The 23,086-nt window shown below is 65.8% G+C and carries 26 protein-coding genes; 10 read left to right on the forward strand and 16 right to left on the reverse strand.

What is annotated here, in order from left to right; translation table 11 throughout:
- Nucleotides 1–25: 25 nt before the first annotated feature.
- On the forward strand, nt 26–973 hold the full coding sequence (locus tag DPM12_RS08545) for a DNA polymerase domain-containing protein (protein ID WP_112257882.1): 948 nt from the start codon (nt 26–28) through the stop codon (nt 971–973).
- Nucleotides 974–1,037: 64 nt separating this feature from the next.
- Here the strand turns inward: DPM12_RS08545 and DPM12_RS08550 are convergent, their stop codons facing one another.
- The 4 genes from DPM12_RS08550 to DPM12_RS08565 form a co-directional block, all read right to left on the reverse strand.
- The gene (locus DPM12_RS08550) at nt 1,038–1,967 is read right to left on the reverse strand and encodes an RNA polymerase sigma-70 factor (protein ID WP_112257883.1); all 930 of its coding nucleotides are present in this window, start codon (nt 1,965–1,967) and stop codon (nt 1,038–1,040) included.
- On the reverse strand, nt 1,964–2,893 hold the full coding sequence (locus DPM12_RS08555; protein ID WP_112257884.1) for an NAD-dependent epimerase/dehydratase family protein: 930 nt from the start codon (nt 2,891–2,893) through the stop codon (nt 1,964–1,966). Before DPM12_RS08555 ends, DPM12_RS08550 begins: the two co-directional genes overlap by 4 nt.
- Nucleotides 2,812–4,236: a hypothetical protein gene (locus tag DPM12_RS08560; RefSeq protein WP_112257885.1), complete on the reverse strand. Its 1,425-nt coding sequence runs from the start codon at nt 4,234–4,236 to the stop codon at nt 2,812–2,814. The genes DPM12_RS08555 and DPM12_RS08560 overlap by 82 nt, the downstream gene beginning before the upstream one ends.
- Nucleotides 4,237–4,313: 77 nt before the next feature.
- Nucleotides 4,314–5,321, reverse strand: coding sequence for an RNA polymerase subunit sigma-70 (locus DPM12_RS08565; RefSeq protein ID WP_211658675.1), 1,008 nt, complete (start codon nt 5,319–5,321; stop codon nt 4,314–4,316).
- A 112-nt stretch (nt 5,322–5,433) separates the two neighbouring features.
- Between DPM12_RS08565 and DPM12_RS08570 the strand changes: the two genes are divergently transcribed.
- Nucleotides 5,434–5,826, forward strand: a complete 393-nt coding sequence (locus DPM12_RS08570) for a nuclear transport factor 2 family protein (RefSeq protein ID WP_112257887.1) — start codon at nt 5,434–5,436, stop codon at nt 5,824–5,826.
- A 96-nt stretch (nt 5,827–5,922) separates the two neighbouring features.
- On the opposite strand, the gene DPM12_RS24095 is transcribed toward DPM12_RS08570, so the two are convergent.
- Together DPM12_RS24095 and DPM12_RS08575 are read right to left on the reverse strand one after the other, a co-directional pair.
- Nucleotides 5,923–6,054, reverse strand: a complete 132-nt coding sequence (locus DPM12_RS24095) for a hypothetical protein (RefSeq protein WP_281269637.1) — start codon at nt 6,052–6,054, stop codon at nt 5,923–5,925.
- A gap of 96 nt (nt 6,055–6,150) precedes the next feature.
- The gene (locus DPM12_RS08575) at nt 6,151–6,936 is read right to left on the reverse strand and encodes a DUF899 domain-containing protein (RefSeq protein WP_112257888.1); all 786 of its coding nucleotides are present in this window, start codon (nt 6,934–6,936) and stop codon (nt 6,151–6,153) included.
- A gap of 87 nt (nt 6,937–7,023) precedes the next feature.
- Here DPM12_RS08575 and DPM12_RS08580 point away from each other — a divergent pair, with 87 nt between their 5' ends.
- A complete protein-coding gene (locus tag DPM12_RS08580) occupies nt 7,024–7,536 on the forward strand; it encodes a winged helix-turn-helix transcriptional regulator (RefSeq protein WP_112257889.1) in 513 nt (170 codons plus the stop codon).
- Here the strand turns inward: DPM12_RS08580 and DPM12_RS23835 are convergent, their stop codons facing one another.
- Nucleotides 7,537–7,725: a hypothetical protein gene (locus DPM12_RS23835; protein WP_245951234.1), complete on the reverse strand. Its 189-nt coding sequence runs from the start codon at nt 7,723–7,725 to the stop codon at nt 7,537–7,539.
- 2 nt (nt 7,726–7,727) lie between these two features.
- Here DPM12_RS23835 and DPM12_RS08590 point away from each other — a divergent pair, with 2 nt between their 5' ends.
- Nucleotides 7,728–10,115 (forward strand): flippase-like domain-containing protein, encoded by a 2,388-nt coding sequence (locus DPM12_RS08590; protein WP_112257890.1) that lies wholly within the window; start codon nt 7,728–7,730, stop codon nt 10,113–10,115.
- Between the two features lie 15 nt (nt 10,116–10,130).
- On the opposite strand, the gene DPM12_RS08595 is transcribed toward DPM12_RS08590, so the two are convergent.
- The 3 genes from DPM12_RS08595 to DPM12_RS08605 form a co-directional block, all read right to left on the reverse strand.
- Nucleotides 10,131–10,517: a VOC family protein gene (locus DPM12_RS08595; RefSeq protein ID WP_112257891.1), complete on the reverse strand. Its 387-nt coding sequence runs from the start codon at nt 10,515–10,517 to the stop codon at nt 10,131–10,133.
- 126 nt (nt 10,518–10,643) lie between these two features.
- Nucleotides 10,644–11,009: an MmcQ/YjbR family DNA-binding protein gene (locus tag DPM12_RS08600; protein ID WP_425467587.1), complete on the reverse strand. Its 366-nt coding sequence runs from the start codon at nt 11,007–11,009 to the stop codon at nt 10,644–10,646.
- A 122-nt stretch (nt 11,010–11,131) separates the two neighbouring features.
- Entirely contained in the window at nt 11,132–12,001 is an 870-nt protein-coding gene (locus DPM12_RS08605) for a LysR family transcriptional regulator (protein WP_112257893.1), read from the reverse strand.
- Between the two features lie 80 nt (nt 12,002–12,081).
- Between DPM12_RS08605 and DPM12_RS08610 the strand changes: the two genes are divergently transcribed.
- Both DPM12_RS08610 and DPM12_RS08615 read left to right on the forward strand, forming a co-directional pair.
- The gene (locus tag DPM12_RS08610) at nt 12,082–13,020 is read left to right on the forward strand and encodes an EamA family transporter (RefSeq protein ID WP_211658678.1); all 939 of its coding nucleotides are present in this window, start codon (nt 12,082–12,084) and stop codon (nt 13,018–13,020) included.
- On the forward strand, nt 13,017–13,652 hold the full coding sequence (locus tag DPM12_RS08615) for an NAD(P)-dependent oxidoreductase (protein WP_112257895.1): 636 nt from the start codon (nt 13,017–13,019) through the stop codon (nt 13,650–13,652). Before DPM12_RS08610 ends, DPM12_RS08615 begins: the two co-directional genes overlap by 4 nt.
- Before the next feature lie 45 nt (nt 13,653–13,697).
- On the opposite strand, the gene DPM12_RS08620 is transcribed toward DPM12_RS08615, so the two are convergent.
- The 3 genes from DPM12_RS08620 to DPM12_RS08630 all read right to left on the reverse strand — a co-directional run bounded on the left by DPM12_RS08620 (nt 13,698) and on the right by DPM12_RS08630 (nt 16,424).
- The gene (locus tag DPM12_RS08620; protein WP_123788508.1) at nt 13,698–14,336 is read right to left on the reverse strand and encodes a hypothetical protein; all 639 of its coding nucleotides are present in this window, start codon (nt 14,334–14,336) and stop codon (nt 13,698–13,700) included.
- Entirely contained in the window at nt 14,333–15,583 is a 1,251-nt protein-coding gene (locus tag DPM12_RS08625; protein WP_123788507.1) for a hypothetical protein, read from the reverse strand. Before DPM12_RS08625 ends, DPM12_RS08620 begins: the two co-directional genes overlap by 4 nt.
- A 70-nt stretch (nt 15,584–15,653) precedes the next feature.
- Nucleotides 15,654–16,424 (reverse strand): ABC transporter ATP-binding protein, encoded by a 771-nt coding sequence (locus DPM12_RS08630; protein WP_112257898.1) that lies wholly within the window; start codon nt 16,422–16,424, stop codon nt 15,654–15,656.
- Between the two features lie 267 nt (nt 16,425–16,691).
- Here DPM12_RS08630 and DPM12_RS08635 point away from each other — a divergent pair, with 267 nt between their 5' ends.
- Entirely contained in the window at nt 16,692–17,558 is an 867-nt protein-coding gene (locus DPM12_RS08635) for a GNAT family N-acetyltransferase (protein ID WP_112257899.1), read from the forward strand.
- A gap of 54 nt (nt 17,559–17,612) precedes the next feature.
- Here the strand turns inward: DPM12_RS08635 and DPM12_RS08640 are convergent, their stop codons facing one another.
- Nucleotides 17,613–18,176: a dihydrofolate reductase family protein gene (locus tag DPM12_RS08640; protein ID WP_112257900.1), complete on the reverse strand. Its 564-nt coding sequence runs from the start codon at nt 18,174–18,176 to the stop codon at nt 17,613–17,615.
- Between the two features lie 687 nt (nt 18,177–18,863).
- On the opposite strand from DPM12_RS08640, the gene DPM12_RS08645 reads away from it, so the two are divergent.
- Entirely contained in the window at nt 18,864–19,094 is a 231-nt protein-coding gene (locus DPM12_RS08645; RefSeq protein WP_112257901.1) for a hypothetical protein, read from the forward strand.
- Nucleotides 19,091–19,486: a plasmid mobilization protein gene (locus DPM12_RS08650; protein WP_112257902.1), complete on the forward strand. Its 396-nt coding sequence runs from the start codon at nt 19,091–19,093 to the stop codon at nt 19,484–19,486. Before DPM12_RS08645 ends, DPM12_RS08650 begins: the two co-directional genes overlap by 4 nt.
- Nucleotides 19,487–19,997: 511 nt before the next feature.
- Here DPM12_RS08650 and DPM12_RS08655 read toward each other — a convergent pair.
- Together DPM12_RS08655 and DPM12_RS08660 are read right to left on the reverse strand one after the other, a co-directional pair.
- Entirely contained in the window at nt 19,998–20,813 is an 816-nt protein-coding gene (locus DPM12_RS08655; protein WP_112257903.1) for a tyrosine-type recombinase/integrase, read from the reverse strand.
- Between the two features lie 181 nt (nt 20,814–20,994).
- The gene (locus tag DPM12_RS08660; protein ID WP_112257904.1) at nt 20,995–22,146 is read right to left on the reverse strand and encodes a hypothetical protein; all 1,152 of its coding nucleotides are present in this window, start codon (nt 22,144–22,146) and stop codon (nt 20,995–20,997) included.
- A 512-nt stretch (nt 22,147–22,658) separates the two neighbouring features.
- On the opposite strand from DPM12_RS08660, the gene DPM12_RS08665 reads away from it, so the two are divergent.
- Nucleotides 22,659–23,086, forward strand: a 428-nt coding sequence (locus DPM12_RS08665) for a DUF5615 family PIN-like protein (protein WP_112257905.1), incomplete at its 3' end; no start/stop codon positions are given.

A 23,086-nucleotide genomic window follows, 5' to 3' on the forward strand; every position in this document is an offset into this window, starting at 1 on the left:
GCGTCGTCTGGGTAATGGTTAAGGGATGAGCGGCGACGAGTCACGTGCGGGCGTGCAGCTGAGCAACCTCGATCGGCCGCTGTTCGCGGATGCAGGTGTGACCAAGCGGGACCTGGTCGACTACCTCGACGCCATCCACGATCGTGTCCTTCCGGTACTCGAGGATCGGCCACTGTCGGTGATGCGGGTCCATCGCGATCAAGCACCGTTCATGCAGAAGAACGTCCCGAAATACGCTCCGGCGTGGGTGCGAAAGGTCCAGATCTGGGCCGAGGCGTCGAGACGCGAGATCTCGTACGCGTTGTGCAACGATCGTCGCACGCTGTTGTGGTTCGCGAACCAGCGCGCCGTCGAATATCACGTGACATTGATCCGTGCCGATCAGCCGATGCACGCGACCCATCTGGTCGTCGACATCGATCCGCCGGAAGGCCGATTCGAGCACGCGGTCGGGGCGGCGTTCCTCGTGCGGCAGGCTCTCGCGGATACGGGATTGTCCGGAGCGGTGAAGACCAGCGGTGCCAAGGGGATACACGTCGTCGTGCCGGTTTCGGCGCCGACGTCGACGGAGGACGCCGCAGCCGCGACACGTGCGCTGGCGGCGCGTGCCGAACGTCTCGACCCGAAGCTGGCCACCACCGCGTACATCGTCGAAGATCGCGAGGGCAAGGTGTTCCTCGACTCGACCCGGGCCGGCAGCGCGACGGTCATCGCCGCGTACAGCCCGCGGATACGGCCCGACGTGCCGATCTCGTTCCCGCTGGCGTGGGAAGATCTCGAGGGGTTCGTTCCAGGTGAGGTGACGATCCGCAACGCCGTCGAACGTCTCGGCGGCGCCGACCCATGGGCGGATCAGATGCCACGCCCGCAGCCGCTGCCACCGGATCTGGTGGAGGAAGGGCACACCATACCGGTGGCCCGTGTCCAGGCCATGCACGAGGGCAAGCGCCGCGCCCGCGCTCGCCGTTCATGATCCGTTGGTCACGCTCGCCGCCTCCGTCGTCCCTCCTCCGGCGGCTCGCCGTTCCGGCACATGATCATTCCGGTTCCCCGGCGGAGCGAGCGTGCTTCACCTCGTGTGCAACGGCCCAGGCGTCCGCCACGGGTCCGACGTGCCCGAGCTTGTCGGGGTTGATCACCGAACGGATCGTCTGGATCTGCCCACCGCATACGTCGAGCGTCATCGTGCCGACCACATTGCCGTTCCGATCGCGAAGGATCGCGCCAGGCTGGCCGTTCACCTCGCGTCGCTCCATGCGTGCGTCGATCTTGGCGAGCAGCGGGATGTTCGACGCCAGGAACCGGGCCACGTTGTCCGCGCCGATCACGCCCTTGCGGAACGCGGGTGCCTTGCCGCCCCCGTCTCCGAGCATCTGGACGTCGGCAGCGAGCAGCTCCCGAAGCCCGTCGACGTCGCCATCGCGGACCGCGCCGAAAAAGCGCGCCGCCAGCTCCTCGCGTTCCCGGCGATCCGCTTCGAACCGGGGGCGCCCATCGTCCATGTGGCGTCGCGCCCGGACGGCGAGCTGGCGGCAGGCCGCCTCGGATCTGCCGACGGCCGACGCGATTTCGGGAAAGCCGAACCCGAACACGTCTCGCAGCACGAAGACCGCCCGTTCGAGCGGGCTGAGCCGCTCGAGCAGCAACAGGGCCGCCATCGACAACGAGTCGGCCAACTCGGCCGAGCGCGCCGGATCCTCGTAGGTGTCGGTGAGCAGCGGTTCGGGGAACCACGGCCCGACGTACGTTTCGCGCCGTGCGCGTGCGGATCGCAGCACGTCAATCGAGATCCGGGTGACGACAGCGGAGAGGTACGCCTTGGCCGACGTCGGCTGCGTCGGAGACGGCTCGTAGCGCAGCCAGGCCTCCTGGACCGCATCCTCGGCTTCGGTGACGCTGCCGAGAATTCGGTAGGCGATCGAGAACAGCAGCGGGCGTAGCTGTTCGAATTCCTCGTCCCGGGTCATGCGAGTTCTTCCCGGAAACCTTGCCGCCACGATGGATAGCGCGGCTGCCAGCCGAGCTCCCGCTTGGCCTTGGCGTTGGAGAAGCCGCGCCCCTCGACCATCATCATGACCGGCATCTCGCCCGCCAGTAGCCGGGCCAGCCACGTGGGGACCCGCATCGGCCGTTTCGCCCCTGCGCACGCAGCCAGGTGGGGTAGCCATTCCCTGGCCGGTGCGGGGTCGTCGTCGGCGATGTTGAACACACCGCTCGCCCGTTGCTCCACTGCCAGAACGGTAGCGCTCGCCGCGTCGTCGAGATGCACCCACGACATGTAGCCGGTGCCGCGCCCGACCAGCGGAAACTTCCGCTTGCGCACGAGCTCGACCTGGTCGTCAGTGGCACCCGGCCCGTACAGCGCGCCGTATCGTAGGACCGCGCCGCCAGCTTTGACGACCACGTCCTCGAGATGGAAGAGGCACTCCGCCATCTTCCGCGCACTGGCCGGGAACGGGTCCAACGGATCTTCCTCGGTCTTCACCCATCCACCCTCGCGGATGCCGTTGAAACTGCCAAAGCCCTGCGCGACCACGTGAGACACGCCAGTCGCCTCGGCAGCGGCCAGCAGGTGGTCGGTCCCCTCAGTGCGCAACCGGGCGGTAAGGCCGAAGTACCGGTCGGGGTGCTTGAAGTCAGGCTTGCCGGCATGCGCCAGGGACAGCCCGGTCATCTGATGCACGATCGTATCCGGCTGAGCGGCCGCCACCGCCTCGCCGACCGACGCCGCATCCAGCCCGTCCATCACCACGCCCTCGGCACCCATCTGTTCCAGCAGCCCCACCTTGCCCGCGTTGGTCGTCGTCGCGGTCACGTGATGGCCACGGCCCACGAGTTGCGGCACCAGGCGCCGTCCGATAACACCGGTCCCGCCTGCCACGAACACTCGCATTGCGTCACGCTCCAATCCGGGTACTTGCTCTCACCACCGAGACGAGATAGTCCGGCAATTTTGTGACACGACGTCACTATCGTGGAACGTCCACTTGAGCCGATCGTGTCCGGAGAGTGGTGTGCGGTGGACGTGGCGACGCTCGCCGGACTTCCCACGTTGAAGATCACACTACGTGTCCCGGCGACATGGTCATGCCTCATCGTCGTCGGGCCACGCCTCGCGCGGCCACGCGGCGAGCGCCTTTGCCGCCATGGCACGGTTGCGGGTGACGCGATTGCTGAGGGCGGTGGTTGGCGACAAGTGGCCAGCCCTTGCCCGGCCAGCGTTGCAATCCCTGCACGACGAAGCCGAGGCACGTGATACCAGCTCGAGTCCTCCAGCGGATGGCTGCGCAGCCGGCTCAGACGCGCAGGCAGGGTCGGAATGCCGAGCAGTCGCGCCGCGTGGTCGGCCCGGGCGAACGCGACCTCGTCGTCGGCTTGAAGGCCGGCTTCAACCATGTCGCGCCATCCCGGATGTTCGATGATCGCCACGCAGTCCGTACGAAGCGTTTCCCGCAGTTCCGAGGTCCAGCCACGCAGCTCCCGGGTATCCCAATCGGTGTCCTGATCGAGGAACTCGGCAATGTCGCCCAGGTGCAGCAGGTCGTCGATCGTGCGTGCTCGGGTTGCCATGTGATCCACATACCGGCGAGTCGCTTGTGGCCCGTCCAGATAATCGTCGATGTTCTCGGCTGGGCCACCCTCGATGAGCGCGCTGAGAATGTCGCCGGCCGCCGCCAGGAGCTCGTCATCCACATCGTCACCGCCGAGCGCCGCGGCGAGGTCCCCGGTGGTGGCGGCCGTGTGGGCCAGGTACTCGTTCATGATCGAATTACGGAAGCCCTCCCGGAGAATCCAGTCCTTGATCTCCGGCCGGTCGGTGTTGGCGAGCCGTTCCACCAGATGAATGCGGCCCCAGCCTTCTACCTGCTGGGCCAACCTCCACTGTGCCGGCTCGCTATCGTGCAGGCCGTTGCCGAACGCCACGGCGACATAGAGGGTGAATTCTTCGTGTCGGCCCAAGGTCATCAGCTGCTCGGTCAGATCTTCCAGATCGAACAGCCCGAGCAGGCCCACGCCGACCTTCACCGGCTCGCGGTGTGCGGACTCGAATGCCAGCCGACGGCCCAGCTCGTAGACGCGCGCTGGCGGCAAGCGGGACGATGCCACCCGCTCCAGCAACGGATCGAGTACGGAGAGAGCGTCGACAGACCGCAGCGACGTGTACAGCCGCTGGAATCGCTTCTCGGCTCGCCAGCCCCTGGTCGCACGGAGAATTCGGTCGAAGATTCGATCCACTGGCTCGTGATCATCGTCAGTGCCGAAGTGGTGTCCGACTGCCGCATTCGGCCGCGGTGTACGAGACGTGCGAGAGGTCAGGATTCAACGGTGGGTGACATGCCGAATGCATGCGAGAGGCCGGGGTCAAGGAAACGTGTCATGCCGGCGATCCGGCCGTCGCGAAGGGTCAGGACGATGATGCCGTTGAAGCGGACCCCAGCATCGTCGTCGCCGGCGAGGTAGCAACCGAATGCTGGCTGGACGTTGGCGCCGGTCGGCACCAGACGGATGCGGCGGCCGGCACGCCAGGTGGCACTGCTGCGCAGGAAGGCCCCGATAGCGGTGGGGCCGTGGTATTCGTGCGGCGCGGGAGGCATGGCGAGCCAAGCGTCGTCGGTGAGGAGTTCGATGACGCCGTCGATGTCGTCCTCGGTGAATGCCCGGGCGAATCGTCGTGCGATATCCCACCCGTGCGTCGAGTGGGTGTGACGGTGCCCGTCGCTGCGAGCTGTCGTGCGCCGAGCGACGGATGCGCGAGCACGTTGCAAGGCCCCCTTGACGGCGTTTCCCGTGGTGTCCAGCATCTCCGCGACGTCGGCGACGGAGAAATCGAGAACATCACAAAGGATCAGCGTGGCGACCTGCCGTGGCGGTAGCTCCTGCAACGCGGCGACGAACGCCAGCTCGGTCGCTTCCCGGGCGAGATATCGGCCCGCCGGACCGGGCGCTTGATCCGTGGCTTGCTCCAGCAAGGTGTCGGGATAGGGCTGCAGCCAGGTCAGATCTGACCGCCGGGAGGGCGGCGGAGGGTCGAATGGTGGGACTGGTTCGGCCGGAGCGCGCCTGCGGGAATCGCGCAGCGCGTTGAGGCAGCGGTTGGTGGCGATCCGGTAGAGCCAGGCGCGTATCGAGGACCGGCCAGCGAAGCCCGCGAGCCCGCGCCAGGCCGCCAGCATCGTCTCCTGGAGCATGTCGTCGGCATCGGCGAGTGAGCCCATCATCCGGTAGCAATGCAGGTGCAGCTCACGGCGGTACGGTTCGACGAGCTCGTGGAAGGCTTCGTCGCTCCTGTCTCGCGCGCGGTCCGGTGTGGACGGGGTCACGCGTCCATCTTGACATGCGAGATCTCGCGGCGGATTCGGCCGAGAGCGTTCCGCTCGGCCGCCTAGCGGTGTCTCAAACACCGTAGATGCATGTCGACGAAAGGAAGCGACCATGACCGAACAGAGTGCCGCTGCGCTGGAGACCGCGCTCGCCTACCACCGTGCCTGGACGAACGACGACTTCGAGCGGGCAATGACCTACATTGCCGACGACATCGTCTGTGATGCACCGTCCGGACGGTTCGAGGGAGCCGAGGCCTTCCGTGGCTTCATGGGACCCTTTACGCAGATCCTCACGAGGTCCGAACTGCTGGCGGCGTTCGGTGACGACACGACGGCAGTCCTGATGTATGACACCGACACCGTTCCGGTGAACGGCGCTCCCGGTGCCGAGTGGGTCCGGGTGGTCGACGGGCAGATTGCGCAGATGCGGATCATCTTCGACAGGACACCCTTCGACGCCGCCCGCCGAGCAAGCGCATCCATGGCCTCCGGCAGCGAGTGACCTCCGGGCCAGGCACGGCCTTTCGGTCAGGTGCGGTCTTCCGCTCAGGCGCCGCCCTCTGGCCGGCTGCGGCCTTGCGCGGGTGAACCCGCGGAGTTAGCCCTTGACCTTGGCGGGCAGCGAGCGCGCGTAGGCGAGGCCACGAGCCACCCACCGTTCGAGCTGCGTGGCCTCGCCCAGGGCAGCGGTGTCGACGTGGAGCCACCCGCGCATCTCGCGTCCGCGCATGACCATAGCCAGGCGGGCGCACGGTCCCGTGTGATGTCGGCCGCTGAAACGCCGGTGTGCCGCGACGGCTGGGCAGCCACACATGGTGGCCACACATCAAGTGTCGTATTCGTCGGGCAGGCGCATGTTGGGGCCACCGACCTGCAGGCCGAGCGGAACCGCACGGCCCGTCGGCTCCTCCCACGCCTCCTGGCGGCCGAGGGCGGTGAGGTCGAGGTACTGGTAGCCGTTGTGGAACTCTTCGATGCCGCGGCCGTACGTGGAGTAGGTATGGAATACCTCCTCGCCGACTCGCAGGAACGTGCTGATGCCCGGCATCTCTGTGCCGCGCATGTCCTCCGTCCAAGGTCCACCCGTCCACGGCGTTCCGGCCTCGGCAAGCTCAGCTTCGGTGCGGAAGTGGAGCAGCACTGGCGCGACGCGGTCGTCGAGGGTGGCATGGAAGTCGTAGTTGAAATCGCTGCCGTACGAGGAATACCAGGGGAACGTCCAGCCCATCCGCTCGCGAAACGCAGCGATCTTCTCGTACGGGGCCCGCGACACGGCGACAAGTGTGGTGTTGCGGACGTGCAGCTGCCGCAGCCCGCCGATCCCGTCGGCCGCGGAGGAGCAACTCGAACAGGCCTCGTCCCAGTCCGGGCCGAACATGAAGTGGTGCATCACCAACTGCGATCGACCCTCGAACAGGTCGAGCAGCCTGACCTGCCCATCCGGTCCGTCGAACGTGTACTCCTTATCAACGCGGACCATCGGCAACCGACGGCGTTCAGCGTTGACCCGGTCACGGGCCCGGGTGAGCTCCTTTTCTTTCACCAGCAGCTCCCTGCGGGCGGCGAGCCATTCCTCGCGTGACACCACCTCGGGCAGATTCCCCGTGGACATCGATGCCTCCAACCGATTTCGTTTTGCAACTACTCTGACGCTAGGGGATACTGAAGCGGAAATGCAACCGGTTTAGAGGTGGGTGCAGTGCGTAAGGACATGCGGTCGGGCTGTCCGATCAACCTGTCGCTGGAGATCTTTGGCGACCGCTGGACCTTGCTCGTCCTGCGCGACATCATCTTCGGCGGCGCCCGGCACTTCCGTGAGCTGCTGGCCGGCCCCGAGCGGATCTCGTCGAACATTCTCGCCGATCGGCTGAACACGCTGGTCGAGCACGGCCTGCTCACCAAGGCCGACGATCCCTCACACAAGCAGAAGGTCACCTACAGCCTCACCGAGCACGCGATCGAACTGGTCCCGATCCTCGCCCAACTCAGCGCCTGGGGAGTGCGGCATCTCCCCGTAGCAGAGGCGTACGCCGCCCGGGCGCACGTGCTCGCCGACGGCGGACCACCGGTCTGGGAGGCGTACATGGACGAACTCCGGGAGACCCATCTCGGGCCACAAGCGCGTAGACAGCCCGCACCAGACGGCCCCACCGTTGCAGCACAGATGGAGGCCGCGTACGCAGCCACACTCGGCGGCGCATCCGATTCCTAGCTAGGCCGCCCGGACCGGCATCACCCGATCGAGGAGCAGGCGCGGCACAATGGTCATGCCGACCTCCTCCGGGAGTCGGTAGGCAGGGTTACCGGGGCAGTCGCTCCAGCCCGCATGCTCGGGCGCCAGCCAGATCTCGCACTCCTGGCGGCGTCGCATGACCGTCGACGCCGTGGGACGATCGGACACCGATGACCAAGCCCCTGGACCCAGCACAGCGTACGTCCGGGCAGGCCGTGGTCGACGAGCCCCCGCTGCCCGCTCGCACGCGGCGTCCGATCGACGTGCTGTGGCTGCTGCTTATCACCGCAGCCATGTCGACGCTGGTCGTTCTCTCGATCGTCGCTGATCGCACGCTCACTGCGGCAACTGCCGATCTGACGGATTTCAACGATCGCATCCCCGACGGTCCGGTGGAGATCGTCGCGTTCGCCGCCAACCTCGCCGGGTTCGTGTTGCCGCCCGTTCTCATCCTGGTGCTGATGTTGCGCAGCCGGGTTCGCATCACCCTCGAGCTCCTGGTCGCCGGGGGCATGGCGGCTGCGGCAACCGTGGCGGCCTCAGCGTCGTTGAGCGCATGGGCACCGGCGCGGGTCTACGACAGCCTGGTCCCGATCGTCGACGGTGCCGAGGGCACTCCGGTGCCGACCTACCCGGCGCTGCTGGTCACCGTCGTCACCGTCGTATCCCGACTCGACGTGAAACGCTTCCGGCAGGTCGCCATCTTCGCCCTCACCGGCGACGTCGCCGTCTTGTTGCTGCGTGCCGAGGCGTCGGTGGGCGGGCTGCTGATCGCGATGGGGATCGGTGCCGCCGTCGGATTGCTCGTCCGGCTGGTGGGCGGGCAGCCCTCCGTGGCACCCAGCGGGCGAAAGGTTGCCGCCGCGCTCGAGGAGAACGGCTATGACATCACCGCGTTGCGAGCTCGATCCGTCGACGAGTACCGCCGCTTTACCGCCGAGACCCCCGACGACACGTTCAGCGTGCTGGTCCTCGACCGCGACAACGAGGGGGCGGGGACGCTGGTCCGGACGTTCGGGCGGCTGCGGACGCACCAAGAGGTGCTTCCCAAGCAGTCGGTGACGATGCGCGACGCGCTCAACCGGATCACGCTGCAATCGCTGGCGGTCGCCCGCGCCGGCGCACGAACCCCGGAGATCCGCACCGTCCTGCGCATCGACCGCGACTCGGCGGCGGTCGTGTACGACCACGTCCCGGGGAGGCTGCTCGGCGAGCTGTCAGCCAGCCAGGTCAGCGACGCGATGCTCGACGATCTCTGGCGCCAGGTGGGCCAGCTGCACCGCAATCACGTGGCCCACCGCCGGCTGTCCGGACGGACGATCAAGATTTCCGACGACGGCAAGGTGTGGCTGCTCGACCCGGCAGGCGGCGAGGTAGCCGCAACCGAGGTGGCGCTGCGCGCCGACATCGTCCAGGTCCTGGCCGCGGTGGGGGCCGTCGTCGGTGCGGAGCGCGCCGTCGACACGGCCATCCGCACGCTCGGCTCCGATGTCGTCGGCGCGACCGTTCCACTCGTCCAAACGGCAGCTCTGCCGCGGGCCACCCGTCGTGAAATCGCCGAGCACCGGGACGTTCTGGCTCGTGTCCGGGAGCACCTGGTCGAGCGGCTCGGCGCCGGGGCGACGCCGGTACAGCTTCGGCGTTTCCGGCCGTTGACGCTGTTGACCGGGGTCGGAACGGTGGTCGCGGTATACCTGATCGGCACGCAGCTCTCGGATGTGTCGTTCGGCCAGTTGTGGGCAGAGACCGATCTGCGCTGGCTCGTCGTTGCCGTGGTGATGATGTTCGGCAACTATCTCGGCATGGCGTTCGGCATCCTCGGGTTCGTGCCCGAGCGGATACCGTTGCGGCGCGCGTTCTGTGCCCAGGTGGCGCTGGGGTTCGTGCGGCTGCTGGCGCCGGCAGCGGTCAGCAACATGGCCATCAACATGCGGCTGCTCACCAAGGCACAACTCGCCGCGCCGCTGGCGACGGCCAGCGTCGCGGCGCACCAGGCGGGGCAGTGGGCCGTCGTGTTCCCGTTGTTCGCCATCCTCGCGGTCATCTCCAGCTCCTCGGCCGCCGCCGGTCTGGCGTCGGCGACCACACTGATCATCGTTGTCGGGGCATTGGCCGCGCTGGCCCTGAGCGTGCTCATCCCTCCGGTTCGGCGCTGGCTGCGTACTCTCTGGTCCGACTTCACCGAGCAGGGATTGCCTCGGTTGCTTGACGTGCTCAGCGATCCACGCAAGCTGGCGACCGCAGCGGGCGGCATCCTGCTGCAGGCATTCAGCATGATCGTGTGCTTTTATGCCTGCCTGAAAGCGGTGGGCGGAAGCGCGCCCATCGCCGGTCTGGCCGTCGTACAGCTGGTCGGCAACACCGTGGGCACAGCCGTGCCCACGCCTGGTGGCCTGGGCGCGGTGGAAGCCGCGCTATCGGCCGGCGTGAGCACCCTCGGCGTTCCGACCGCCACCGCTGTTACGGCCGTCTTGCTGTTCCGCATCGTGACCTTCTGGCTGCCGATCCTGCCCGGCTGGATCTCGTGGACTCAGATGCAACGACGCGGTCTGCTCTGACCGATTGCGCATGCGCTACCTGGTGTCACGGCGCAGCGGATGATCGTCCGGGATCTCGACGAGCACGATCGGCACGCCGTCGGGGTCCTCGATCCACATCTCGATCAGACCCCATGGCTCCTGACGTGGCTCGCGTGTCACGACGGCGCCACGCTCCAGCAGCCGCTCGTGCTCGGACCGCACGTCGCGGACCTGGAGCCAGATCTGCACCGGGCCGTCGGCCTGGCCGTTCGAGCTGCCCGACACCTCAAGAAATCCCTGGCCGAGAAAGAAGACCACACCCGGGCTCTCCGGCGGCCCGAATTCCCGATACACGGCCAGCCCGAGAACGTCGCCGTAGAAGTGCCGGCTGCGCTCCGGATCGGATGGACGCAGCAGGATCCGGCTGCTGAGGACCTCCATATCTCGATCACCGCCTTCCAACGCTGCGGCGCTTACCCCAGAATCAGCGGAACATGACTCGCACATCCCACAAGGGGGCCGGGCCCTGGACTTGATGATCTCTGAGCGTGGCTCGTCGGATGGTGATCAGCTCGGTGGGTGAGCGTCGAGCCACGCCCGTGCCCGGCGAGCTGACGCGCGTGCCAGCCAGGCGTCCTGGATCACCTCGGTCAGCTCGTCCAATGTGAGCTCACCGATGCGACTGGCCCGCAGCAACACCGACGGATGGCCATCGAAATGCGCGGTGGTGAAGAACGGCGACGTCTGGTCGCGAACCAGGGCTTCTTTGTCTGCCTCCGATCCGACCCAGAACACGATGACATCCTGATACCGTTGCCCCGTCTCGGGGTCGACCGCGTCCGGGCGGGGATTGCGGAAGAAGATGAATGACTTCCCGCCCACCTGATAGATCGGATTTTCCCCGGTTCCGTACTCGACGGTGGCGTGCGGCATGGCCAGAGCACGTTCGTGTATGTCGTCGACCCGTGCGGGCCGGCTCCCGTCGCCGGACACAAGTCCAGCATAGACAGGCACCGGCCCGGTCAGCCTGTGCATCGCCTTCCGATGAGAGGCACCTAGAGCGAGGGGAGCGAAGCGAGGAATGCCCGGGTTGCCGGTGTGGGGTTGAACTCGCTCCAGGCGAGGTACTCGATCCGTCTCGGGCCGTCGGTCACGGAGAGCACCCGGACGTCCGGGTTGGATTGGGCGATGGGAGCGGGGAGAAACGCGACGGCGAGTCCCTGGCTGACGATGCGCATCATCAGTTCGGCCGAGGTCACTTCGTAGGCGACGGTGCGCTCGAGTTCCGCGGCCGCGAACGCCTCGTCGCTCTGGGCGCGGCCCGGGCTGCCGGTGTGGAAGTCGGCGAAGGGTGACTCGGCGAGCTCGCGGAGGGTGACCGTGCCACGCTCGGCGAGCTGATGGTTTACCGGCACGACAGCGACGAGATCCTGGCGCGCGAGCTCGCGCACCTCGACATCTTGCGGCCGGTCGTGAGCCGGCAGGCCGAGGATCGCGATGTCCAGATTCCCGGCTGCGACGTCGGCTGCCATCTCGTCGCTGGCCCCGACGCGGAGGCTGACGCGCACCCGCGGGTGCCGCTCGCGGAAACGCTGCAGCGTGGCGGGGATGTCGAGGGCGGCGACGGTGGGGATGATGCCGATAGCCAACCGTCCCCGCACCTCGCCGACTGCGGCAGCCGCGTCGGCCGCGGCACGTTCGGCAGCGTCTAGACACTCTTGGGCAGCGGGGATGAAGGCCGCGCCAGCGGGGGTGAGCTCGACTCGCCGGCTGGTGCGGGCGAACAGTGCCACTCCAAGCTCCTGCTCGAGGGCCTTGACCTGGTGGCTCAACGCGGATTGAGCCACATAGCACTGCGTGGCGGCCCGGGTGAAGTTCCGGGTCTCGGCCACGGCCATGACGTATCGGATCTGCCGGAGCTCCATCCGAGCAATCTTATATGACGATTGGTTCTATCGAAACAATATGTTGGACTTATAGGTGTGGTCGCAATGAGACTGCATGTGTGACGACATCGATAACCCGACATCCACCACGGGACCTCAGACGTAGCGCCGGGCCGGGATGGATCGGTGGCACGGTGGCACTGATCGCGGCCACCGCCCTCGCGCCCGCATCGTGGGGCACCACGTATTCGGTGACGACCGAGTTCCTGCCGCCCGACCACCCGCTCTTCGCAGCGCTGATGCGGTCCCTGCCCGGTGGGCTCATCCTGATCCTGGCGACCCGCGCGCTCCCTCGCGGTATGTGGTGGTGGAAGGCGGCCGCGCTCGGTGCGCTGAACATCGGCGCCTTCCTGCCCCTTCTCTTCGTGGCGGCCGAGCGGCTTCCCGGCGGGGTCGCGGCGACACTCGGAGCCATCCAGCCGATCATCGTCGCAGGCCTGGCCGTCGCCGTGCTCCGGGAACAACCGTCGATCTGGCGCATCGGCTGGGGAATTGCCGGCGTCGTCGGTGTGGGGCTCGTCGTCCTCGGGCCGACGGCCGCACTTGACGGGGTCGGAATCCTCGCCGGACTCACCGGAGCCGCCTGCATGGCCCTGGGCGTGACACTCACCAAGCACTGGGGCCGCCCAGCCGGAGTGGGCCCGCTGACGTTCGCCGGGTGGCAGCTCGTCGCGGGTGGGCTCGTGTTGCTGCCGCTGACCGCGCTGGTTGAAGGGGCGCCTCCCGGCATCGACGGTTCCGCCATCATCGGATACCTGTGGCTCGGCACCGTCGGTGGCTTCATCGCCTACGCGCTCTGGTTCCGGGGCATCGGACGCCTCCCGGTCACCGCAACCGCCCTCCTCGGCTTGCTCTCTCCACTGGTCGCCGCCCTCATCGGATCACTGCTCCTCAGCGAGACCTTCACGGCCGGTCAAATCGCCGGCTTCGCGCTCGCGCTCACCGCTCTCGTCGCCGGACAACTCAACCCAACTCGACAGCGAAGGACCCGCACATGAAGATCACCGTCATCGGGGCCACCGGCATGGTCGGCACCCGCGTCACCGACGAGGCCGTGCGCCGCGGCCACCAGGTCACCGCCATCTGCCGCAACCCCGGCACCGATGGCCTCCCCAGCGGAGTGACCACGGTGGCCGCGGACGCCAATGACGCCGTCACGCTGCGCTCGCTCCTCGCCGACACCGATGTCGCCGTCCTGAGCGTCCGTCCCGCGCCGGGGTTCGAGGCCACCCTCGCCGCGGTGACCACGGCGGTCCTCGACGCCGCAGCCGCCACCGGCACCCGAGTCCTCGTCGCCGGGGGTGCCGGGCCGCTGCGCAGCCCGAACCGTCCCGACCTGCTCGTCGCCGACGATCCCGCCTACGTTCCCGCGGAATACTCCGCCATCGCGGCCGCCAGCACCGACCAACTGCGGGCCTGCCAGAGCCATCCGGACGCCACCTGGACATACCTGAGCCCGCCAGCCCTCCTCGCCCCAGGCGAACGGACCGGCATCTACCGGCGTGGCACCGAAACCCTCCTGATCGACGACGACGGCATCTCGCGTATCAGTGCCGAAGACTTCGCGATCGCCGTGCTCGACGAACTCGGGAATCCGGCAGGAGCCCCGCACCTCACCGTCGCCTACTGAGCTGGTCAGCCGACGCGCGACGATACGACCAGCAGCTGCCTTCGGTCACTCGTCGTGTCGCGCGCGGCGCCAGGGCACCGAGCAAAGCAGGTAATCCAACGCGATCGCGCATACGCAGATGCCTGCGGTCAGCCACCAGTTGGTCGTCCAATCCTTCCCGGTGGAAAAGTGTTTGGTGAGTACCGATTCCGGCCAGGCCTGCTGAGCGACGACGAATCCGGAATAGGCCAGCAGGGTGACCAGTGGTCCGACACGTGGCCCCACGATCAGCGTGGAAACCACTCCGATACTGCCAGCGAGCAGCACGTTTCCAGCGAGATCCCACGCGGGCGGCAGAGTCTGGGACGGCACATGGAACCGGACGGACTGATACCACGCATGGATAACCAGGAGCGGTGCGATCAGAAACGTAGCCGAGATGAAGGTGTGGGTAATCCGAGCCGTCAATGTGGCTGCTTTCTCCCGTGCGTCGAATGCGGGCACGCACACAGCAGGAAGCAGGGCGGCCAGCGAAGCGCCCAGCAACTCAGGTGTACCGACACCGCGGGCGAGACGGCCGATCGCCGGTTGCACGCGGACGGATATGTCATAGAACAGCCAGGCAGAGATGATCACCACCGCAGTGAGGACGACCCCAGCCCACAGGCGGCGGACGTGCCATAGCCCTCGAGCGTGGTATCTCACAGCTCCGTGACATCCTGAGTGGTCAGCTGGCACGCCACTATCGTCTCGTGCCGCTGGGCTACGAAGTCCGCGAACTGCGCCGAAGACATCTCCTCTAGAACCTGTTCCGCTTCCGAGAGATCAGGAAAGGTTGAGGTGAACAGATCGGCCACGTGACCGTACCCGGCGTCGGTGAGGATCCGGTGACGCACCAGAGCACCGAGGTCATGGTGCTGTCTCGACGAACACGGGCCAGCGGGCACGGCAGCCGCCGTGCTGACCTGTATGGCGACCTGTTCCGGGACGGTCTGCGCAGCCAGCCGCGGGCTATCCGGAGTGAGATTGAGCGAGATGACGGCATTACCTTGTCGCGACGTGTTCACGTCCGACACGGATTCTCCGGTCACGCTGTTGATCAGCGGTTCGGCACCAGCGGATTGCAGCGACGCCACAGTCTCGGCAACGGTGTCAAGACTCTTGGCGTGTGCCTCATGCAGACATACGGGTACATCGTGAACGCTCGTACAGACTTGTGGTCGCTTTCCAGAATCAACATACAGCTCGGGTCGCCAGGCGAAGGCAACCGTCGCCAGTACGAGCGGTGCCAATGCCCAGGCGATGTGTGCTGGGCCCAGCCGACGCAATCCGCAAAGTACCGCGTCAGCGGTGGCGACCGCGGCCAAGATACCGACGACAGCGAAGATGAAGCTGAAGACACTGACCGCCGTGTTGGGGACGAACTTGAGGTCGCTCGTCGTCCACTGTTGTACCGGCTGCAGTAACGCCAACGGGCGCAGGAGGGGATTGTTGGGTAGCTGCATGATGACCAGAGCAGCAATCGCAACAAGCGGTGGTGCCACCTTCGCCGAGCGAATGACAACCCCGGCAACGAAACCTGACGCGACGACGAGTGCGAGTCCGGCTAGCGAAACCAGTACATCCAGTATGCGCAGGTGGCCCCATGTCGCACTGCCGACCGCGTAGGCCGTAACGGGCATCATGCCGAGCACGTGACCAATCAGCGCCCAGACGGCAACACCAGCGATGTGGGTCGCCACAGCACGTCCGCCCAGCCGGGGTCTGATGGGAAGACTGATGGGGGATCGTGATGTGAAGATGCTGGCAGCGGCGAAGGCGCTGAATCCAGCCGCAAGCGCTCCTGGCAGTCTCAACGACTCGTGCCATGCCGTGGACACTTCTGGCCACGTCACATAGGGAGCATGCAACATGTGCTGGGTGCTCAGCGCCGTGCCCACAGCGACGACCATGCCCACCAGGGGAAACGTGAGTCGGTGAAGGGGCCAGCCCGTCCAGAGAGCTCGATACGCCCGGCGTCCCTCAGTCATCCACGGCGCCCAGGCTAGCTATCAGGCTCTCGTAGGCCTTCTCGAAGTCCGAGCCGGGGCCGGGAGATCGAGGGGAGGAATGCGCTCCGGACACGAGGCCATCGAGGGGCCCGTCATAGCGGATCGTCCCCTCCACTAGTACGCCGACGGTGTCCGCCACATACTGGACGTCCTCGGCCATATGCGTCGACATCAGGACCGCCCGCGTGGAGCCGATCTGCTGGATCGTATGCCGGACCTTCAAGCGTTGTCCGGGATCCAAGCCCGCAGTCGGCTCATCGAGGAGCAGCACGTGCGGATCGTGAACGATACCGGTCGCCAGCGCCACACGTTGCCGTTGCCCTCCGGACAACGTGCGAACACGCCGGCGGCGAAGGTCTTGAAGCTCGAGCTCCTCAAGCACCGCCGACATGCGTGTGGCGAACTCTCCACCAGTTACTCCACTCAACCAGGCCGCATAACCGATAGCGTCCTCGACACGTGAAAGAGCGGGCAGTTGAGCACGCTGCGGCACGTATCCCACGAGCCGTTGAGCCTGCCTGCGAGTCGCCCGCTCGGTCATGCTCAACGACCCGATGTGGACAGTTCCGTCGGCTGGGTGAAGCAGCCCCACAATGCACTTGAGAAGCGTGGTCTTCCCCGCACCGTTGGGCCCGAGCAGCGCAGCGACACCAGAACCCACGGACCAGGAGGCGCCGGCCAGCGCTCGGCGCCTCCCGTATGCGAATACCACACCGTCAAGGTGTATTTCAGCCCTCGTCATCAATGAGCTGAACTCCGATCAACAACGATAAGCTGTCGAAGACTGCGCCGTCGCTCCCGAGCTCGAGTCGACCTGCGAGTAGTAAGTGCCATCCCATGCGGTCATTCCCAAAGCAGCCATAACGGCAATCCGAGACGTCACCGATCACCTCGTCGACTTTATCTCCTCCTGAAAGAGTGCGTGTGGATCATGCCGCGTCGAGATCGGGGCGCGTGTCCGCCAAAAAATCGCGCGCGATGTGGTGGCGTCGTGGTATTCGATCGGGGAATGGCGATTGGGTTGGGCAAGCCGGGAATTGAAGGGCTGAGCGAGGCCGTGGGCGTGCTGCGGGAATGGCAGAGCGACGGGTCGCCGATGCAGCTGCATCCGGGGGACCTGGGCTGGTTCTGGCGGTTCGGTGCCGAGGCGACGGCCGCTGCGATTCGGACCTGGAGCCGGGACGGGCAGATTCTCGCCGTCGGGCTGCTGGACGGTCCCGAGCTGCTCCGGCTGACGATGGCGCCGGAAGCTCGGCGGGACGAAGAGCTGGCGCAACAGCTCGTCGACGATATGACTCACCCGGAGCGTGTCGTATTGCCAGAAGGGAAGGTGTACGTCGAAGCGCCAACGTACGCACTGGTCCCAGATCTGCTCGTCGAGAATGGCTGGAAGATCGACGAGCCGTGGACGCCGCTGCGACGCGATCTTGCGGAGCCGGTGCAGGACCCAGGTGTGCGGATCGAGGTGATCGGGCCGGAGCGAGCGCACGTGCGGACCGCTGTACAGCGGGCATCGTTCGGCGGGTCGACGTTCACGGACGGGCGCTGGCATGCGATGGCGGCCGGATTGCCGTACGCCGATGCCCGGTGTCTGGTCGCGTACGACGACCGGGGTATTGCGGTGGCGGCGGTGACGGTGTGGTCCGCCGGTGTGGGCAAGCCCGGGTTGATCGAGCCGATGGGCGTGCACCGGGAACATCGCGGTCACGGCTACGGCAAGGCAATCACCGTTGCTGCGGCGGCCGCACTGCAGGAGCTGGGCTCGTCGAGCGCGATCGTCTCCACCCCGAGCTCCAATACCGGCGCGGTCGCCACGTACAAGGCGGCCGGCTTCCACGAACGCCCCGAGATGCGGGACCGATACCGGGACGCTTAGGGGGCCCACTGGTCGGTCGTCCGCAAGCGACCCCTCTCCGGACGGATCGGGCCCTTAGCGCCTGGTCTCGTACCTGGTCAGCACCACGCCATCGGGAAACGTCCGGGTCTGCACCAGGTTCAGGTTCACCCAGTTGTCCAGGGCTGTGAAGAACGGCGTGCCGCCGCCCACCAGGACCGGATGGGTGACGAGCGTGTACTCGTCGATCAGCCCGGCCCGCATGGCTGCCCCGGCGAGTGTGGCACCGCCGATGTCCATGGGCCCGCCGTCGTCTGCCTTGAGCCTGGTGATCTCGGTGACCGCGTCGCCGGTGACCAGACGGGTGTTCCAGTCGACCGTGCTGATCGTAGAGGAGAACACCACCTTCGGCATGTCCCGCCAGCGGCCGGCGAACTCGATCGCCGCCGGTGTGGCACCCGGCTGCTGGTCGGCGGTCGGCCAATAAGAGCTCATCGTTTCCCACAGCCTGCGCCCGTACAGCGCCAGGCCCGTCGCGTCCACCCGGTCGGACCACCACTGGAACAGCTCGTCGCTCGGCACGCTCCAGCCGAGGTCGTCGCCGGGCGCGGTGATATAGCCGTCCAGGCTCATGTTCATGCTGAAGGTCAGTTTCCGCATGGCGTCATGCCTTCCGTGAGTCGGTATTTGGCGTATAGACAAGCACGGCGCGCCAAACTCATCGGTTGGGCCACACCGAGGGCCCGTTGACCACCACGCCAAACAAATCCTCCATACGAAACAGGAAACCTCCGACATACCGGCGGGAACGAGACGAGCCCGCCGCCACCGCTGTGATCTGCACTGGCTCCGTCGACCGTTGACTCGCTCCGCTCCGACCTACGAACGGGCAACTACGAGGATGACGTCTCAGCATGGCCCCATAGCCCTGCACCGCTAGGGCACATTGAGGGCACATCAGGATGCGAAAGGCCGTCAGGCGATGACAGGTGACGACAGGCAAATCTGCTGGCCAGAGAGCAAGCCGGCGTATCGGCCCGAGCAGAGAGGACGAGCTGGCCTGTAAGCCGGATTCCGGCCGGCGTTCCGCTGGTATGTGGCTGACCTGTGTAAACGCGTGTTCGCGGTGATCACGGTCCGTATGCAGTCCGCAGTAGCAGGTGGACGTTGGTCAACCGAGGACGACGTGAGCTTGGTTAGGTCTGATTGCTAGGTCCTTGATCTGGCCAGCTGCGCATACACTGCTTCGGTGAGCGACGTCAAGATCGTCGCCGTAAGTAACAACATGTGCTTGTAGTGCTGTGATACATAGAGTATTGTGTGTATCACAACTTCATAGGAGGACGGATGCGGATTGACTACGTCGACCTCGACGAGGGCAACACTCCTCACGTGACGCGCCATGGTGTCACCGAGTTCGAGGTGTACGCCGCATTCGATACCAAGCCCTCGGTTCGGCGTAACAAGGGTGACGGAACCGCTGGCTACTACATCGTGGCCAACGGCATCCGGGTCAACTTTGTCTACGACGCCGAGGGGCGAGCAGCGCGGCCGATCAGCGCTTGGAGGATGCGATGAACACGACACCGCCGGAAGGACTCTCCGAAGCTGAGCTTGCGGATTGGCAGTATGAGCACCGCGATGAGCTTGATGCCCAGGGTGAGGACGATGAGGTTGTCGAGGTTGAGTATGCCCAACCGTTAGCGACGACGATTTCGTTTCGGCTTCCAGTCTCTGAGGCGGCCGCGATCAGTAAGGCCGCCCAGGACGCGGGTATTTCCCGGTCGGACTGGATTCGCAGTGCATGCAAAGCGGCGTTGGGGGAGCGGCCGGTTGTGCCGGACCGCGTCGTCAAGAACGTCGAGCAGGTCGCTGATGAGGTTTCGGCCACTTATGCTCACTTGACTGAACTGCTCGACACGATGGGGGTCCCTCCAGGCCACCGGCGCGCGGCGAAGCCGTCACCGTGAAGCTGTGCTTTAAGCCATGTCCCGCCGAGGGCGAAGTCAAGGGCGCCAATGGTCTCCAGCGCAATGCGCCCGGTCACCTTTCGCCGAAACCGTCCATGTGCTCGTCTACCTGCCGGGCGATGGGTGCGTCGCTGGAGAAGAGTGCTCCACAGGGCGGAGATGATTGTCAGACTGACCGGTGTCCTTGCCCTCAGGGGCGACGTCTGCCTTTGGGGTGTCACGCATGTAGACGTCACAACGTTCGCGGGCGGCGACCTTTCCGGCTGCGCGCTCGGCGTCCGTCCGAGGATCAAGTCGCCTGGCCTTTGCCTTGACCTCGACCCAAGGCACGTATTCAGTGTTCATGGTCTCGTTCTCCATGGAGATGTATCGGCCAATGTCGACTGCTCATACTCGACTCCCTGGAAACCAGCGTAGGGTCTTCGAGCTTCGGCCATCCACGTTGTTCTCAAGCCGGAAGACACTCGACGGTCGACGGGTGGAGCACGAGGGCGTTCTGGTCGGCTTGCTATCAGATGATCTCCCTCAGCGCGTGTTCGGTGGCGGCGACGGCGCGGTCCTCGTCATCGATCCAGAGGTGGCTGTACGTGCGAAGGGTTTCCGCGGCGTCTTCGTGACCGAGCCGGTCGGCGACGGCGCGTGGGCTGCGCCCGTCGGCGATGAGTAGGGACGCGTGGTAGTGACGCAGGTCGTGCCAGCCGGATCGGGGCCGTAGTCCCATACTGGTGACGGCGGGTCGCCAGATGTGGCCGGCTCGGCTGCGGTCAATGGGGACGCCGCCGGGTGCGCTGAAGACGAGACCGCCGTTGCCGGGTCCGAACTCGGCGAGGTGATCGGCGATCAGGCGCGTGACAGACGCCCCGATGACCACGATCCGGTCGGCGGCCGGGGTCTTCACGGGGCCGAATACCGGCTGCCGGGCGTCGTCAATGCCGACGAGTTGGCGGTCGATCCGCAGTGTTGTCTGGCGTGGATTGATGTCCCTGCGCATGTGCAGGGCGGGGGAGAGGCGGTCTACCGTGAGCCCACGTAGCTCGCTGCTGCGAGCCCCGGCTGCTGCGCCGGTCAGGACGAGTGCGCGGTAGCGGCGTTCTACGCGGCTGGCGATCTGTGAGACCTGTTCCGTGGTGAGGGGAACGACCTTCACGCGGGGCTTCTCCGGTAGGTTGATCTTCACGCATGGGCTGGTCGGGATGACTCGGTCGACGACGGCGTTCTTGAAGACGGCGGAGACGTAGCTGTAGATCACTTCGACGGTGTTCGGCGCCAGCTCCTGCGCGGCAAGCGTGACTACCCGTTGGACGTCGCTTCGCCGCAGCGAGGTCATCGACCGGCTACCAATGACCGGATAGACCCACAGGCGCAGTCGGCATTCCGCCTGAACGGCGGTACTGGGATCGGTGGCTATGCGCGTGCTGGAGTTCTCATATCTGCAGGCGCATCACATTCTCAGTCTGAGTCAGTCGCCACTGCTAGCACGATCCGGCCTTGGTGGCATCGCTATCTGTCTACTCGGTGTCACGGGAGAGAAAGCCACCGAGTAGATCCTCGGGAGGTGCCCCCAAGGCCCTCTCCAGCATCGTTAGCTGAGTTACAGAAAGGTTGACCAGGCCGCTGATGAGTGGATTGATACTCCGGTCCTGCTCAAGCACTCGGTTGATCGCATCCGTCACCTCCGTTCCGCTGCCGTGGACTAGCCATGTGGCGATCACTGCGGCAGCTTGATCGTCGGCATGTTGCTGCTCTTCCGAGTGAGTCGGCTCGATAGACGACGGCGGGCGAACAGCCGCGAGTGGATCCTCTGTTGCCAGTGCCTGCTCAATATCGTCGAGGGCTGATGTTTCCGGAAACGTTTGCCACGCGAGCTGGCCGGTCTCGTTAGATGTCGGCAGCCGAAAGACCGCTGGGTGCCCATCCACGGCGCCCGCCCGGGTGATCCCGTCTCTCATGATCGAAACCGCTTCTCCACAACGCTGGAGAAGAACTCGAAGGATTTCATCCTCGACGAGCCGCAAACCTGCCATCGCGTCATCGACAAGGGGCATGAGTGAGATTTGCTCGGGCCATTGTTCCAGCAACGCTCGGGCGTGGTGGCTCCAACTGAATCGTGCGAACAATAAGTGGGACCGACTCAGATAAAGATCAACTGTTGTTCTTCCACCCGTGGTAGCGGCGATAGTTAGCCCGGAGAGAGGTGGGCCACAATGTTGGGCATAGTTCCGAAGGTCGTATAGGAATCGATAGCCCGGGTGGGTATCGAATGCCGATGACGTCACAGATTGGTACCGCCGTAGCTGATCACTGCCATCGCCGAACTGCCGAAGAATGAAGTCCCGTTCGCTCTCTAGGTACAAGCGGGTAGATGCCAGCCAGTTGGTTATTTCACCCATGAACATTGAATTCACGCTTTGAAGGTCGAGGTTTTTGAAGAGACCACCAATTCGTTCGAGGTTGCTGTATGTGTCGAGCATTGCCGCAAGCCTATGATGATTCCGTGTAAGGACTTGGTAAGTGGGCCGTGCTACCAGAGATTGATATGTGGCGATCGCCGCAGTGTACGAACTGAATTCCTCCCGACCAATTTCGGCGGCGACGGTGATGTCCATGCCCTCCTGGTCAGGCCCCTGCTCCCAGACACCCAGCGCGTACTCGCCACTCATGATCCCTACCACGACCCTACCGGAGGTGTAACCGCCACCGGGAGCATCTCCCGCCGCTGCCCCATCCGTCCAGTCTCAGCGCGTGCAGGCGTCCGCTCATCAGCAAAGAGCGAGCGTTTCCGACGAAGGTTCGGCTGTGTGCCATCATGCCGGCTCCCCTCTGTTGTCAAGTGCGTGGTTTCGGTTCCTTGGGGTGCGCCGGCGCTTGTCGCCGACAAGGTCGTTCGTCCGGTGGGGTGCTCCATCTTGACGGCTCCGGCACGTCGGGGCGGTGGGCGAATTGCCGAAGCCGCATGGGTTCGCACCGGCCTGGGTTCCGGGTAAGGTCGTGATCGCGGGTCCGGGAAGTGGCTGATCCGAAGTGTCGATGTGCGGGGGAAGGTCGACCGCGCTGGATTCTTGAGACGCCCCGCGGTGCCCTCCGGGCCCGCCTCACCCGGGTCCTCGTGGGCGCCTAGTCCGGCCGCACGTCGAGAACAAGCTGTCGGTCGACGGCGTCGGAGATCTTGGGTTTGAAGCAGCGCGGTGATTTCCTTCTTCGCCCGGCCAGGCAGCAGCTCAGACAGCAGCCGCTGCAGTCTATTGACGGTCTGGACCCGGTCGACGAGCACTACCCGGCCTGGCTCGCCGACGACCTGACGACTCGGGGCATCGATGCGGTGGCGCTGACCGCGCACCGGCCTGAGCTGCGCGGGGTCGACGGCCGCCGCGTTCTGCAAGCCGCCGTGGCCGAAAGCCGGGTCGTGGTGACCGAGGATGTGACCACGTTCAGCGCCGCCATGGCCGCCGTGCCCGACCATGTTGGCGTCATCTACTGTCACCATGCGCGCTTCCCACGTACCCGGCCCGGTCTGAACCTGCTACACAAAGGCCTCGTCGCATTCGTCGCCGACCCGCCAGACGGGCTTGGCAAGCATCCCATCGTCTGGTGGCTCGCAGC

This window comes from Phytoactinopolyspora halophila (assembly GCF_003287285.1).
GTDB lineage: Bacteria > Actinomycetota > Actinomycetes > Jiangellales > Jiangellaceae > Phytoactinopolyspora_A > Phytoactinopolyspora_A halophila.